The organism is Aeromonas sp. ZOR0001 (assembly GCF_000801015.1).
GTDB classification, from domain to species: Bacteria; Pseudomonadota; Gammaproteobacteria; order Enterobacterales; family Aeromonadaceae; genus Aeromonas; species Aeromonas veronii.
In genome coordinates, this window is the sequence record NZ_JRJY01000091.1 from 58,010 (window position 1) to 72,226 (window position 14,217).

General features: G+C 59.2%; 13 protein-coding genes. 8 read left to right on the forward strand and 5 right to left on the reverse strand.

Going from position 1 to position 14,217, the window contains the following annotated elements; genetic code table 11:
- The 3 genes from L972_RS12255 to L972_RS12265 all read right to left on the reverse strand — a co-directional run bounded on the left by L972_RS12255 (position 1) and on the right by L972_RS12265 (position 4,051).
- Positions 1-288: a hypothetical protein gene (locus L972_RS12255; protein ID WP_047438534.1), complete on the reverse strand. Its 288-nt coding sequence runs from the start codon at positions 286-288 to the stop codon at positions 1-3.
- Between the two features lie 268 nt (positions 289-556).
- On the reverse strand, positions 557-2,563 hold the full coding sequence (locus tag L972_RS12260) for a methyl-accepting chemotaxis protein (RefSeq protein WP_047438535.1): 2,007 nt from the start codon (positions 2,561-2,563) through the stop codon (positions 557-559).
- Positions 2,564-2,755: 192 nt separating this feature from the next.
- Positions 2,756-4,051: an amino acid permease gene (locus tag L972_RS12265; protein ID WP_021229327.1), complete on the reverse strand. Its 1,296-nt coding sequence runs from the start codon at positions 4,049-4,051 to the stop codon at positions 2,756-2,758.
- A gap of 251 nt (positions 4,052-4,302) precedes the next feature.
- Here L972_RS12265 and L972_RS12270 point away from each other — a divergent pair, with 251 nt between their 5' ends.
- From L972_RS12270 to L972_RS12295, 6 genes are all read left to right on the forward strand, one after another.
- On the forward strand, positions 4,303-4,686 hold the full coding sequence (locus L972_RS12270) for a Rid family detoxifying hydrolase (RefSeq protein WP_005344164.1): 384 nt from the start codon (positions 4,303-4,305) through the stop codon (positions 4,684-4,686).
- 22 nt (positions 4,687-4,708) lie between these two features.
- Positions 4,709-5,998 (forward strand): L-cysteine desulfidase family protein, encoded by a 1,290-nt coding sequence (locus L972_RS12275; protein WP_047438537.1) that lies wholly within the window; start codon positions 4,709-4,711, stop codon positions 5,996-5,998.
- 64 nt (positions 5,999-6,062) lie between these two features.
- Positions 6,063-6,716: a helix-turn-helix transcriptional regulator gene (locus L972_RS12280; RefSeq protein ID WP_005334376.1), complete on the forward strand. Its 654-nt coding sequence runs from the start codon at positions 6,063-6,065 to the stop codon at positions 6,714-6,716.
- A 154-nt stretch (positions 6,717-6,870) separates the two neighbouring features.
- On the forward strand, positions 6,871-7,467 hold the full coding sequence (locus L972_RS12285) for a histidine phosphatase family protein (RefSeq protein WP_047438538.1): 597 nt from the start codon (positions 6,871-6,873) through the stop codon (positions 7,465-7,467).
- Positions 7,468-7,608: 141 nt separating this feature from the next.
- Complete coding sequence (gene fabV, locus L972_RS12290; protein ID WP_005361765.1) at positions 7,609-8,802, forward strand: enoyl-ACP reductase FabV; 1,194 nt, start codon at positions 7,609-7,611, stop codon at positions 8,800-8,802.
- Between the two features lie 162 nt (positions 8,803-8,964).
- Positions 8,965-10,440 (forward strand): YfcC family protein, encoded by a 1,476-nt coding sequence (locus tag L972_RS12295; protein WP_047438540.1) that lies wholly within the window; start codon positions 8,965-8,967, stop codon positions 10,438-10,440.
- 63 nt (positions 10,441-10,503) lie between these two features.
- Here L972_RS12295 and L972_RS12300 read toward each other — a convergent pair whose 3' ends face one another.
- Positions 10,504-11,718 carry a pyridoxal phosphate-dependent aminotransferase gene (locus L972_RS12300; protein WP_005334367.1) on the reverse strand — a complete coding sequence of 405 codons (1,215 nt, stop codon included), beginning with the start codon at positions 11,716-11,718 and terminating at the stop codon, positions 10,504-10,506.
- A gap of 381 nt (positions 11,719-12,099) precedes the next feature.
- Between L972_RS12300 and L972_RS12305 the strand changes: the two genes are divergently transcribed.
- Both L972_RS12305 and aqpZ read left to right on the forward strand, forming a co-directional pair.
- Positions 12,100-12,312: a DUF1653 domain-containing protein gene (locus tag L972_RS12305; RefSeq protein WP_005334366.1), complete on the forward strand. Its 213-nt coding sequence runs from the start codon at positions 12,100-12,102 to the stop codon at positions 12,310-12,312.
- 270 nt (positions 12,313-12,582) lie between these two features.
- Positions 12,583-13,272 (forward strand): aquaporin Z, encoded by a 690-nt coding sequence (aqpZ, locus tag L972_RS12310; RefSeq protein ID WP_019445956.1) that lies wholly within the window; start codon positions 12,583-12,585, stop codon positions 13,270-13,272.
- 92 nt (positions 13,273-13,364) lie between these two features.
- Here the strand turns inward: aqpZ and L972_RS12315 are convergent, their stop codons facing one another.
- The gene (locus L972_RS12315; protein WP_407060755.1) at positions 13,365-14,114 is read right to left on the reverse strand and encodes a lytic transglycosylase domain-containing protein; all 750 of its coding nucleotides are present in this window, start codon (positions 14,112-14,114) and stop codon (positions 13,365-13,367) included.
- Positions 14,115-14,217 lie beyond the last annotated feature (103 nt).

Below are 14,217 nucleotides of genomic sequence, written 5' to 3' on the forward strand. Positions count from 1 at the left end.
TCAGCGAGTTTTTTTGCCAAATAGCCCCTTGCCTAGCTCCAGCATGGCGACGGCCGCAGCGTAGCTGCTATCAGACTTGCCTATCTCGTCCGCTACATAGAGAAAATTGGATTGGTACTTCTCGACGGCCTCCCGTGGACTGGTCGCGTCAATAAAGTCCTCCTCCACCTCGAATCCTTGGGTCAGCAGTGCCGCCTTTTCACTCAGAAAAGTCGGAGACGCCATGTCGATAAAGGTGTATTGCTGCCGATTGGATGCCGGAATGGTAAAAAACTGGTATCTGGCCATGGGTAAATCCTCGCTTGAAGCGGGTGATAGATGACGTGACGCTGGTTTTAATCTGTGGCTCGCAGGCGGCTTGGTTTCCCTCGACATCGCAGACCGTGCGTGTCAGGAATGCCGCATTTTGTTTTCGTTCGAGACTACTTTGTTGGCGTTTGCCCGGCAAGTGGGTCGCAGAGATTTTCTGGATGATCCGAGCAACCGAGATGTTGTGGGCAGGGGCGAGACCGGGATAATGCCGGGCTCACGTTGAGCCCGGCTTGTCAGCGCTCTGTTACAGCATGAAGCTCTGTACCATGGCGCGCAGCTGTTCGGTGAGCTGGTGGATCTGGCGGGCGGCATCGCGGGCGGCGTTGGCTACTTGCAGCGCCTCGTCGCTGCCATCGGAGATGCGCACCACGTTGCGTTCGATCTCGTTGACCACGGCGCCCTGCTGCTCGATGGCGCTGGCGATGATGGCGTTGGTATCGACCATCCGATCCACCTTCTCGGTGATGGCGCCAAAAGCCTGTTTTGCCTCCTGCGCCAGCCCGACCCCCTCCTGCGCTTCATGGCTGACCGCCGACATGGCGGTGACCGAGGCGCGGGCACCGGATTGCAGCTGTTCAATCATCTGCTGGATCTCGACGGTGGCCCCCTGGGTGCGGTTGGCAAGAGACCGCACCTCGTCGGCCACCACCGCAAAGCCGCGACCCTGCTCACCGGCCCGGGCCGCTTCGATGGCAGCGTTGAGAGCCAGCAGGTTGGTCTGTTCGGCGATGCCGCGGATCACGCTGATGACGCCGCCAATCTGACTGCACTGCTGCTCCAGCTGGCCGATGGTGTCGGCGGTACGCAGCACCTCGCGGTTGATATGGTCGATGGCCTTGATGGTGCGCTCCACCACATCCTCGCCCTGACCGACCACGTTCTGCGCCTCCTGGGTCATGCGGGCGGCTTGCAGAGCGTTGCCTGCCATGTCTTGTGAGGTGGCGGCCAGCTCCTTGATGGCGGTGGCGACCTGATGGGTCTCCCCTTGCTGATCGGCAATCACCTCCTGCGAGCGGCAGGTGCGCGCTTCGATCTCGGTAGCGCTCTCCACCACGGTGACGCCATTTTCCCGCACTCGCAGCATCAGGGTGCGCAGGGTCTCCAGGGTCACGTTGTAATCCCGGCTGATGGCGGCCAGTTCGTCCTGACCAACGATCTCGATATGCTGGCTGAGATCCTGGGCGTTGACCCGGGCGGCGATATCACGCACCCGCCCCACGGTGTCGCGCAGGGAGAGATAGGCGCCGATCATCAGGTAGAGGTAGAGCAACAAGCTGACGGTCAGCGGCGCTGTGACCCACCAGAAGTGGCGTTGGTTGGCGGCCAGCCGCTGATGCAGGTCGGCCTCCAGCCGCTGGCGTACCTGGCCTGCCAGTGCGGTGATGGCCTCGTCCATCTTATCTCCCAGCGCTTGCACCTCCTTGGTGGATAGTTGCACCAGCTGATCCTTCATCATCTTGTTTTCCATGGTCTCGACCCCCTGACGCACCAGCTGTATCAGAGCATCGGTCTGCTGACCCAGCTCGGCGCGGTAGGCCGGTTCAATCTGGTAGAGCAGGGTCAGATCGGCCTCCAGCTCTTGCAGAGTGGCGCTGATAAGGTCGAGACGAAAACGCAGGCCGCTGTAGCCCTCGGCCTGAAACAGGCCGAAATCGGCGATGGTGGCGGCGCGATCCCGCACCTGAGCCAGCAGGTCGCGCAGTTGCGGCAACCGCTCACTGGCGAGGATCACCATGTAGTAGGTACCGAGCGCCGGATCCTGGATAAGGCTGCTACTGGCGGTAATGTGCTTGTAGAGGTGGCGCACCTCGGTCAGCAGCTTGTCGTGGCGCAAGTTGCTCTGCTCCACTTCCAGCTTGTCCGCTTCACTCTGCAGGGCGGCCCAGCCTTGCTGGATCACCTCAAAGGAGGGATTGTTCTGGCGGGTGTCGGCAAAGGCTTGCAGGCTCTGATCAACGGCTTGTGCGGCTGCCTTGACCTGATCATCACCGACCGGATCCACTTCATAGGCGTGACGGGTTACCAGATTGCGATGGGTGAGCAGGGCTTGCTCGATAGCGGGAATGGGGGCGAGATTGACCACGCCGGCCAGCTCGCGGTTGGCCTGGACGTTGTCATCCAGCAGCCGCCCCAGCAGATTGGTCATGCTGTAGGCCAGTGGCAGCAGCATCAGGCAGGACCAGAGCAGGAATTTGTATTTGAAGGAGAGCTGGTTGCCCAGCCGGATGGCGGGGTTGAAAATCCATTTCATATTAGGCCTCGATACCTGAGTGCGGGCGTGAGTCGTGTTGCCTGAATAGTACTCCGAGCGGCCTCCCTTGGGTGATGGCCGGTTGCAAGTTGTGATCCCCTTGGCTTTTTACTTCCGGGCGGGGCGCCGTCAGCCGAGCCAATAGAAAACGGGCCACCCGAAGGTGACCCGCGGTAGATAAGAGGACACCGATCAGTTGAACGCCAGGAAGGGCGAGACGCAGAGCAGCAGGCCGGTGACGATGATGATGTAGAGGGAGGTGCCCTTGTACTTGTGCAGCGCCGGTACCTGATAGACCAGATAGGCCGGGATGAGGCAACCCACCATGCCGAAGATGGGGCTGCAGATGGAGGTGAAACTCAATACCGGTGCGTTGAGCACGATGGCCCCCCAGGAGAGCATGACAGTAAAGACCATGATCCCTTTGCCTACCAATCCTTTGTTGATGCGGTTTTCCGGCAGCACCCGGCGCAACAGGTTCATCGCCAGACCCTGACAGGCTTCACGGAAACCGAGGTAAACGCCGAAGTAGGCGGTCATTACCGCAAAGATGTTGAGGGTGAGGCTCAGGAGCTTGAGGGTCTGGCCGGGCATCCCCTGGGCTACCATGGCCAGCGCGGAGATGTTCTCCTCGGAGGCTTTAACCGCCTGATCGTGACCCATGGCAAGAGTGAAGGAGACCGCGTAGAAGAACACCACCACGAACAGGATGCCGAAGGCGATATTCATGGCGCGCATCGCCTTGAAGCGGGCCACTTCCAGCGACTTTTCCCGCGAGCGGTAGGAGATCACCATGGGGCTCAGGCTCTGGATAAAGAGGATGGAGGTGAGGGTAAAGGGCAGCATGATGATGGCATCCTTCATCCAGTCACCGGCAGCGGGCATGGCGGTGATGTTGGCCGCATCCCACTTGTCCACCATCATCAGGCCGAGCACGGCCACCACGCTGATCTTGGTCAGCACCATAAAGGTGGAGATCTTGAACAGCAGGTTTTCGCCGCGCGAGGCCAGTGCCACCAGACCGCAGATCAGCACCAGACCGTAGAGCGGGTTTTCGGAGAGCAGGCCGTCGGTGACGCCGAAGCTCTGCAGGAAGGAGGCGCTGTCATTGGTGATGGCGGTGGAGTAGACGAAGACCCAGATCACCAGCATCACGAAGTAGAGCGCGCCGAGCAGTACACCCCAGTTCTTGCCAAGGTAGCCGGTGATGACGCTGGGGTAATCCTTGCACTCCGGCGAAGTGGCCAGGGTGTTGATAAAGAGGCGCTGGAACATGTACATGGCGGGGTAGCCGATCACCGCCGAGAGCAGAAAGACCCACAAGCCCATCAGACCCACCTGTACCGGCAGGAAGACGATCCCTGCGCCGATGGCCATGCCGATGCTCATGATGATCCAGCCCCAGTCGGTGCTGTCGAAGCGAACCGCTTCTTTCCATTCCAGCGTGCCCATCACGGGGCTGGCGAGTGTAGTGCTATGCGCGTCCATTAAAACCTTCTTTTTTGTAGGGATGTGGGAAAGCGGCGCAAATATAGTTGAATGAAACTGTCATAAACAATGCCCATAAGAGTACTTTTGTTCAAATCAGGATGGTGATCACGGTTTATATTGAGGCCGAAAGGTGCCTTTAAACGCCATTTTTGTATCTTTTTGTTGAATGGATAAAATAAAAAGCAAATAATGTTGAACGGAATGAGATTCGTGATTGCAAAAAAAATTGCACAAACAGGAGTGGCTATATGAAACGCATCATCACAGCAGCAGCGGCACCTGACGCTATCGGTCCCTACAGCCACGGCACTGCCTATGGCGACCTCATCTTTACTTCCGGTCAGTTGCCGGTTTGCAAGCAGCAGGGGGGTGTGGTGGAAGGGGGGATTGCCGCCCAGACCCGCCAGTCACTGGAAAACCTGAAATCCGTGCTGGAAGCCGCTGGCGGCTCGCTGGATACCGTGCTCAAAACCACCTGTTACCTCGCCGAGATCAGCGATTTTGCCGCGTTCAACGAGGTCTATAAAGCCTATTTCCAGAAAGATTGTCCGGCGCGCAGCTGCTTCGCAGTGAAGGATCTGCCGATGGGCGTCAAGGTTGAAGTGGAAGCGATCGCCCATATCGCTCGTTAATGCTGATAAAAAGGTTCAAGTGATGAAACAAGCGTGGCAGCAGTATCTGCAGATTATTCAACAGGTTGTCAAACCAGCGTTGGGTTGTACCGAGCCAATCGCCGCCGCCTATGCCGCAGCGGTCGCCACCCGGCAACTGGGCTGTGAGCCCGGTCGCCTCGAGGTCGCGGTGTCGGACAATCTCTATAAAAACTCGATGGGTGTCTATGTGCCGGGCACCGGCAAGATCGGTCTGGCCATTGCGGCCGCGGCCGGTGCTATCGGCGGTAACGCCGATGCCGGGCTGGAGGTGCTGGCCGCGATCCAGCCAGAGCAGGTGGATCGTGCCCAGCAGCTGATCGATGCCGGCAAGGTGCAGGTGAGCCGCACCGCCGCCCCCGAGTTTATCTTCTGCCGCGTGACCGTTTATGGCACTGATGACAAGGGTGAAGAGCACAGCGCCGAAGTGACCCTGTGCGGCGGTCATACCCGCATCGTCGAGCAGCGCCGCGATGGTGAAGTGACCTTCACCGCCGATCAGAGCCAGGGCGGCGCCACCGGTTCCATCTGCGATGGCGTCGATATCAGCATCGCCGCCATCTACGAGTTCGCTACCCAGGTGGAGTTCGAGCAGATCAGGTTCATCCTCAAAGCCTCCGAGCTTAACGGCAAGCTCTCTGCCGAGGGGATGAACAACCCCTATGGTCTCGAGATCGGGCGCACCATGCAGCAGAACATCAATGCCGGTCTTATCGGCGAGGATGTGATGAACCGTATCGTGATGATGACGGCGGCCGCCTCCGATGCCCGCATGGGGGGGGCGACCCTGCCTGCCATGAGCAACTTCGGCAGCGGCAACCAGGGCATTGCCGCCACCATTCCGGTGATGGTGATTGCCGAGCGCTTTGCGGCCAGCGAAGAGCAGCTGGCTCGCGCCCTCATCATGAGCCATCTGGGCGCCATCTATATCAAGTCCCACTATCCGCCGCTGTCGGCCTTCTGTGGCAATACCGTGACCAGCGCGGCCGCCTCCATGGCCATGGTCTATCTGGCGGGCGGCAGCTTCGAGCAATCCTGCTTCGCCATCCAGAACGTGCTGAGCGACAGTGCCGGTATGGTGTGCGACGGGGCGAAAGCCTCCTGCGCCATGAAGGTGAGTACCTCCTCCGGTGCGGCGGTGCGCGGCTTCCTGATGGCCCTCAACAGCCACTCGGTGTCGGGTCAGGGGATCGTTGCCGGCAACGTGGATCAGACCATCCGCAACGTCGGTCAGATGGTGAAGGAGGGCATGTCTGCCACAGACAGCACCATTATTGATATCATGTCCGCCTGATGTCCCTGTCGGTTGCTGCCCGGCGCCCATTGTCCGGCAGCAACCCTTGCAAGAAGGTCCCATTGTGAAGCTGCAAGAGTTGAGTCCGAGCGATTTTGAGATCCTCAAGTCGATGGAGAACATAGTGGATGGCATCGCCGCCATGTATGGTCAGCACACTGAAGTGCTGCTCCACAGTCTGGATGCGCGCAATCCCTCGATCGTCAAGATTGCCAACGGCCATATCACCGGCCGCAGTGTCGGCGCCCCCATCACCAACCTGGCGATGATGAAGCTCAAGAGCGGGCAGGATATCTCCAGCCCCTACATGACCAAGTGTGCCACCGGCAAGACGCTGCGCTCCATCACCACCGTTATTCGCAACGGGGAGCACAGGGCCATCGGGTTGCTCTGCATCAACAGCGACATGGATGCCCCGCTGCAATCCGTGCTGCGCACCATGATGCCGGAGTGCATGCATCCCCACGAGAGCCATGCCACCCCGGAGGTGTTCGCCCGCAACATCGACGAAGCGCTCAACAGCACCATCGACACCGTCAGTGCCGAGGTGCGCGGCAACGAGGCGGTGCCTCCGTCCCAGAAGACCCGGGTCATCGTCAACCAGCTGCACGACATGGGGATCTTCGAACTGAAAGACAGCGCCCAGATTGCGGCGCGCCAGCTCGGGATCTCGGTCCACTCCATCTACCGCTATCTGCGGGAGATCAAGAAGGGCTGAGCCGATACACTCTGGCCAAATTGGTAGCAAACGGGTCAATCCTGACCCGTTTTTTACGCCCGTTTTAGCCTCTTTGTTTGGGCCATCCTTCGGGCTCATCTGCTATCATCACCCCCCTTTATTTTTCTATCTCTCTGAACGTGCTGGAGAAATCATGTCTCGACTCATCTATCTGCTGCGCCACGGCCAGACCCGCTTCAATGCCGAGCAGCGTCTGCAGGGGCGTTGCAACTCCGATCTGACCGACAAGGGTGAGGCGCAAGCCATCGCCATGGGGCGGCGCCTTGCCGCCGAACTGGCGGATCCCGCCCGCTGGATCGTCTATGCCAGCCCGCTTGGCCGTGCCCGTCAGACTGCGCTGCTGGTGTGCGAACAGCTGGGCTTGTCAGCCGATCGCATCGTCTGGGACGATCGGTTGATGGAGCTGGGGATGGGGGAGTGGGAGAGCTGCCAGATCCCGGCGCTGCGTCTTGCCCACCCCGAGCTCGATACCGGCAAAGGGGACTGGTATCTGCAGGCACCGGGTGCCGAGAGCTTCGAGAGCATTCAGCGCCGGGCACACCAGTGGTTGCAGGATCCCGCCATCGCCGAGCGGGCCATCGTCATCTCCCACGGTCTGCTCGGCGCCATGCTGCGTGGCGTCTATGCCGATCTCGACTATAAGGCGACCTGGTCACAGGAGTTGCCGCAAGATGCCTTCTATAAGCTGCAGGATGGCCACATCACTCGCATTGCTTGCTCGTTGCCGTGAGGTGGCACCATGGCATGGACCATGATTGCCACCTTCGGATGCCCATTTTTGCCGCAGTTCAACACATCAGAGCACCTTATCGCGGCAAGATGAGGTATCTTATGCCCCGATTTCATCCATTAAACGGATCCGAGACCCCATATGATCATCAAACCCAAGGTTCGCGGCTTTATCTGCACCACCACTCATCCGGTCGGTTGTGAAGCCAATGTTCGTCGCCAGATCGCTTATACCAAGGCCAAGGGCACCATCGAGAATGGTCCCAAAAAGGTGCTGGTGATCGGCGCTTCTACCGGTTATGGCCTGGCCTCCCGGATTGCGGCTGCCTTCGGTAGCGGCGCCGCCACCCTCGGCGTCTTCTTTGAAAAAGCGGGCACCGAGTCCAAGACTGGTACCGCTGGCTGGTACAACTCCGCCGCCTTCGACAAGGCCGCCAAAGAGGCGGGCCTCTACGCCAAGAGCGTCAATGGCGATGCCTTCTCCAACGAGTGCCGCGCCAAGGTGATCGAGCTTATCAAGCAGGATCTGGGTCAGATTGATCTGGTTGTCTACTCCCTGGCCTCTCCGGTGCGCAAGATGCCGGAAACCGGCGAAGTGGTGCGCTCTGCCCTCAAACCGATCGGTGAGGTCTACACCACCACCGCCATCGATACCAACAAGGACCAGATCATCACCGCCACCGTCGAGCCGGCGAACGAGGAAGAGATCCAGAACACCATCACAGTGATGGGCGGTCAGGATTGGGAGCTGTGGATGGCTGCTCTGCGTGATGCCGGCGTGCTGGCTGACGGCGCCAAGTCCGTGGCCTACTCCTACATCGGTACTGATCTGACCTGGCCAATCTACTGGCACGGTACTCTGGGTCGCGCCAAGGAAGATCTGGACCGCGCCGCTGCTGCCATCCGTGGCGATCTGGCTGCCAAGGGCGGCACCGCTCACGTGGCCGTGCTGAAATCCGTGGTGACCCAGGCTTCTTCCGCCATTCCGGTGATGCCGCTCTACATCTCCATGGCTTTCAAGATCATGAAGGAGAAGGGCATTCACGAGGGTTGCATGGAGCAGGTAGATCGCATGATGCGCACCCGTCTCTACGCGTCCGACATGGCGCTGGACGATCAGGCTCGCATCCGCATGGATGACTGGGAACTGCGTGAAGATGTGCAGCAGACCTGCCGCGACCTGTGGCCATCTATCACCAGCGAGAATCTTTCCGAGCTGACTGACTACACCGGCTACAAGCAGGAGTTCCTGCGCCTGTTCGGTTTCGGTCTGGACGAGGTCGATTACGATGCGGATGTAAATCCGGATGTGAAATTCGACGTGGTCGAGCTCTGAGTCTGACTCAAGTGAAAACAGGGCCCCGCGGGGCCCTGTTTTTTTGGCAAACATTCCGCTAATTTGCGGAATTTTATTATCAGCGATCACCTTTTTCCCATATCAAACCCGCTAGTCTTGCGCTGATCGGATCACAGACGGCATTGCCGAGGTACGGAAGCTATGACCACTCCAAACGAGGCGCCCAAGAAGCGCCAACTCCCCACAGTTTATACCCTGCTTTTCATCATCATCGCCCTGATGGCCGCCCTCACCTGGGTGCTGCCAGCGGGCAAATATGACTATGTCACCGCCAAGACCCAGCAGCCGGTTGCGGCAGCGGCCGTGGCCGATTACAGCGGCGACGAGCGGCTGTTGCCGGTGCCTGGCAGCTACACCGAGTTACCCGCCCACCCGCAAGGAGTGTTCGAGGTGCTCAAGGCCCCCATTCAGGGCTTTCACAAGGCGGCCGACGTGGCGCTGTTCGTGCTCATCATCGGTGGTTTTCTCGCGGTGACCATGCAAAGCGGTGCGCTCGATGCCGGGGTGGGGGCCATTGTGCGCGGCTTTGCCGGGCGTGAGCGGTTGCTTATCCCGGTGCTGATCGCCCTGTTTGCTCTCGGCGGCTCCACCTTCGGCATGGCGGAGGAGACGGTAGCTTTCTGGGCGCTGATCGTGCCGGTGATGATGGCGGCGGGCTTCGATCGCATGGTGGCGGCGGGGATCATCCTGCTCGGCTCCGGGGTCGGGGTGCTCGCCTCCACCGTCAACCCGTTTGCCACCGGTATTGCCTCCGGTTTTGCCGGTATCCCCATCGGCGAAGGGATCGGTTTGCGGGTTATCCAGTGGCTGCTACTGGTGATCTTCGCCTCCTGGTTCGTGATGCGCTACGCCAAGCAGGTGCAACAGGACAAATCCCGCTCCGTGCTGGCCGACATCGCCTATGACGACGAGTTCTCCCAGATGAAGAGCGGCAACCTCGCCTTCACCGGCAAGCAGAAGCTCACCATGCTGGTCTTCTTCGGCACCTTCCTGCTGATGATCTATGCGGTGGTGCCCTGGTCGGATTTGGGGATCGATGTGCTGCCCACCTTTGGCTGGTGGTTTGACGAGCTCTCGACCCTGTTCTTCAGTGCCTCCATCCTGATTGCGGTGATCAACCGGATGCCGGAATCCAACTATGTGGCGACCTTCCTCAACGGGGCACGGGATCTTATCGGGGTGGCGCTGGTGGTGGCGGTGGCGCGCGGCATCTATGTGGTGATGGAGCAGGGCGTCATCATCGACACCATTTTGCACTGGGCCGAAGGGCTGGTGACCGGCCTCTCCTCGTCGGTGTTCATCCTGATGGCCTATCTGGTGCACATCATCCTGAGCTTCTTTATCCCCTCCACCTCGGGGCTGGCGACTGTCTCCATGCCGCTGATGGGGCCGCTGGCGGACTTCTCCGGTATCTCGCGGGATCTGGTGATCACCGCCTATCAGTCCGCATCCGGCTGGATCAACCTGTTTGCCCCCACCGCCGCTCATCTGGTGGCCGGTCTGGCGCTCGCCAAGATCCCCTATGATCGCTTCGTACGCTGGGTGCTGCCCTTTATCATCGGCGTGGCCCTCATCACCATGGCGGTGCTGGTGGCCGGTGCTCTGTTGCACGGCTGATGGCACGGATAAAACCATGGATAACAAAAAGGCTCCGTAAGGAGCCTTTTTCATTGGCTTTGTTTACTGCTTGTAGCCTTTGAGGAAGCGGGCGAGGCGGCCGATGGCATCCTCCAGCTCCTCTTCCCGGGGCAGGAACACCAGCCGGAAGTGATCCGGTGCCGGCCAGTTGAAACCGGTGCCCTGCACCAGCAGCAGCTTCTCTTGCTGCAGCAGGTCGAACACCATCTTCTGGTCATCGCGGATGTCATACACCTTGGGGTCGAGGCGTGGGAACATGTAGAGCGCCCCCTTGGGTTTGACGCAGGAGACCCCGGGGATCTCGTTCAAGAGCTCCCATGCCTTGTCCCGCTGCTTGCGCAGGCGACCGCCCGGCAGGATCAGCTCGTTGATGCTCTGATAGCCACCGAGCGCGGTCTGGATGGCGTGTTGCATCGGCACGTTGGCACACAGCCGCATGGAGGCCAGCATCTCCAGCCCTTCAATGTAACCGCGGGCACGGCCTTTGGGGCCGGTGATGACCATCCAGCCCTGACGGAAGCCGCAGGCGCGGTATGCCTTGGAGAGGCCGTTGAAGGTCACCACCATCACATCGTCACACAGGGTGCAAACGCTGGTGTGGGAGATGTCGTCATAGAGGATCTTGTCGTAGATCTCGTCGGCGAAAATGATGAGGTTGTGCTGGCGGGCGATCTCGATCACCTCCAGCAGGAACTCGCTGCCGTAGACGGCGCCGGTCGGGTTGTTGGGGTTGATCAGCACCAGGCCGCGGGTGCGCGGGGTGATGCGGGCACGGATGTCATCGAGATCCGGATACCAGTCAGCCCCTTCGTCGCAACGGTAGTGCACCGCATGGCCACCGGAGAGGGTGACGGCGGCGGTCCACAGCGGGTAGTCGGGGGAGGGGACCAGCATCTCGTCGCCGTTGTTGAGCAGCGCCTGCATCGCCATCACGATCAGCTCGCTGGCGCCATTGCCGATGTAGATGTCGTCGATATCGACCTTGCGCATCCCTTTTTGCTGGTAGTACTGCATCACCGCTTTACGGGCAGAGAAGAGCCCCTTGGAGTCGCAGTAGCCCTGGCTCAGGGGCATGTTGAGGATCACATCCTTGATGATCTCTTCCGGCGCATCAAAGCCGAACGGGGCTGGGTTGCCGATGTTGAGCTTGAGAATGCGGTGGCCTTCGTCTTCGAGACGGCGAGCCTCTTTATGCACCGGGCCGCGGATGTCATAGCAGACATCGTCGAGCTTGTGCGACTTGTCGATTGTGAACATGGTGAGTGTGATTCCTTCCCCACAGGGACGCGTTGGCGAAAAAGGCGATTTTTAGTATCAAATTTCTTTTCCCCTATTCTTCACAGAATTGAATGCTAGAACAATCCTCTTTTTAGAAGAATTCCCTGATTTTTAGCCCTAAAACAGGGTTGCTAGAACGCTAAATTCAGCACGATCTTTGGTGCTAACCAAGGTTAACTAGTGAAACATGGGGAACGAATTAACAAAGCTGCCTGACTGTGTTGCAATATCCGGATCCTGTGGCACGATTGGCTTGTGTAAAAAATCGTCTTCGTCCCCCTTTTCGATGAGTTGAATGGCACTCATGGTGTCATCTTTATGTGGTTCGCTCATCGGTGTTCACTTCTGCGAGGTTTTCCCATGCAAGCACCCGTTCCAGGCCGCTATCGCCACTTCAAGGGGGGTTACTATCAAGTGCTTGCCCTGGCTTTGCATACCGAAACCCAGGAGCAGCTGGTAATTTATCAATCCGAGCAGGATGGTCAGGTCTATGCCCGACCCGTCGCCATGTTTATGGAGTGGATTGAGCATCAGGGGCAGGTTGTCAGCCGTTTTGCCCCTGCAGGAGACTGACCACGCCTCCGTTTATATCGCTCAAGGGATGAGCACTCGAGCTAAACGGTGTCACAAGTTGTCGCATGACGCCCTTGGGTATGAGATGTGCAGCCAGCTGTCTTAATGATAAATCCCTTATCTAATCAACTAATTGTGACGAATGTCACATTGAGTGAGCCCCGCCTGCCGGGTTCGCAATCTGGACTCACACTCCCATAATGCTGCGCTTGTTCAAGCATGGGCCCTTCTCGGGTCTTGTTCGGTGTTATCTCAAATGGGAGAAATAATGTGAAACCTGTTGCTGCTGAGTTTATGGGCACTTTCTGGCTGGTATTGGGCGGATGCGGCAGTGCCGTGCTGGCTGCAGCCTTCCCTCACGTCGGGATTGGTCTGCTGGGGGTCTCGCTGGCTTTCGGTCTGACCGTGCTGACCATGGCGTTTGCCATCGGCCATATCTCCGGTTGCCACCTCAATCCGGCCGTGACCGTCGGTTTGTGGGCGGGTGGTCGTTTTCCGGCATCCGGTGTACTGCCTTATATCGTGGCGCAAGTGTTGGGTGGCATTGCCGCCGCTGCCGTGCTTTACGTAATTGCCAGCGGTCAGGCCGGGTTTGATCTCTCTGCCGGTTTTGCTTCCAACGGCTACGGTGAGCACTCTCCGGGTGGTTACAGTCTGACTGCCGCACTCGTATGCGAAATGGTGATGACCGGTTTCTTCCTGTTCGTCATCATGGGCGCCACCGATAGCCGTGCGCCTGCCGGTTTCGCGCCGATCGCCATCGGTCTGTGCCTGACCCTGATCCACCTCATCAGCATTCCGGTGACCAATACCTCGGTCAACCCGGCTCGCAGTACCGGTGTTGCGCTGTTTGTCGGTGACTGGGCTATCAGCCAGCTGTGGCTGTTCTGGGTTGCCCCGATTGTCGGTGCCATTCTGGGTGCGCTGGCTTATCGCCTGGTGGCGACTGAGCAGAAGTAATCATTTGCGAAACAAAGTGTGGTATCGACACGCCTGCGGGCGTGTTTTTTGTTTCTGGAGGGGCGAGAAAAGAGCATTAACCGAGGCTAACCTCAGAGCCCTTTGGCCTGCAGCATCTCTTTGTAGCGCAGGTGGAGGAGCTGGACGCGCTCCACATAGGCACGGGTTTCCGCATAGGGCGGGATACCGCCATGTTTTTGTACGGCGCCCGTGCCGGCGTTGTAGGCCGCGGTCGCCAGCGCCACGTTGCCGTCATACTGCTTGAGCAGTCCCGCCAGGTATTTCACCCCGCCGAAGATATTCTGCTCCGCCAGCAAGGCATTGCCGACCCCCAACTCCCGCGCCGTGGCGGGCATCAGCTGGGTCAGCCCCATCGCCCCCTTGCGGGAGACCGCCAGCGGATTGAAAGCCGATTCCGCATGGATCAGCGCCCGGATCAGCGCCGGCTCAACCTGATAGGTTTTGGCGGCCGCCTTGATGGTGCTGGCATAGTCATAGAGAAACAGCCCTGTGGTTTGCCAGTTGACGCTGGATTTGGGATCGCAGGCGAAGCAGTCATTGAACAGCAGCAGCTCGTAATGGCCCTGTTCGGGTGCCATATCGGAGTAGCGAACCACCCCGTTCTGCTGCACCGATTTATAGACCTGGATCTGCTTCTTGCCGTTGGTGGCGACTGCCGCTGTTTGAGCGGTGTCGGGTTGTGAGGCGGGAGTGGCATCTTTGCTCGGACGCAAGGGGGAGGGCGCGGCGGTCAGGAAGATCACTTCCGCGGGAGGGGGAGTCTGGCTCCATCCGCTCAGGGGGATCAACAACATATGGCCTGCCAGCATCCATGCTTTCAACCCTAATACTCCTTCTTGTGATGACCATGTTGAGTAAAGCATCATGACGAGGGCAGAACAAGCGGCCAACAGGGGGCAAATGATCCGATTCGGTGACCGGGAT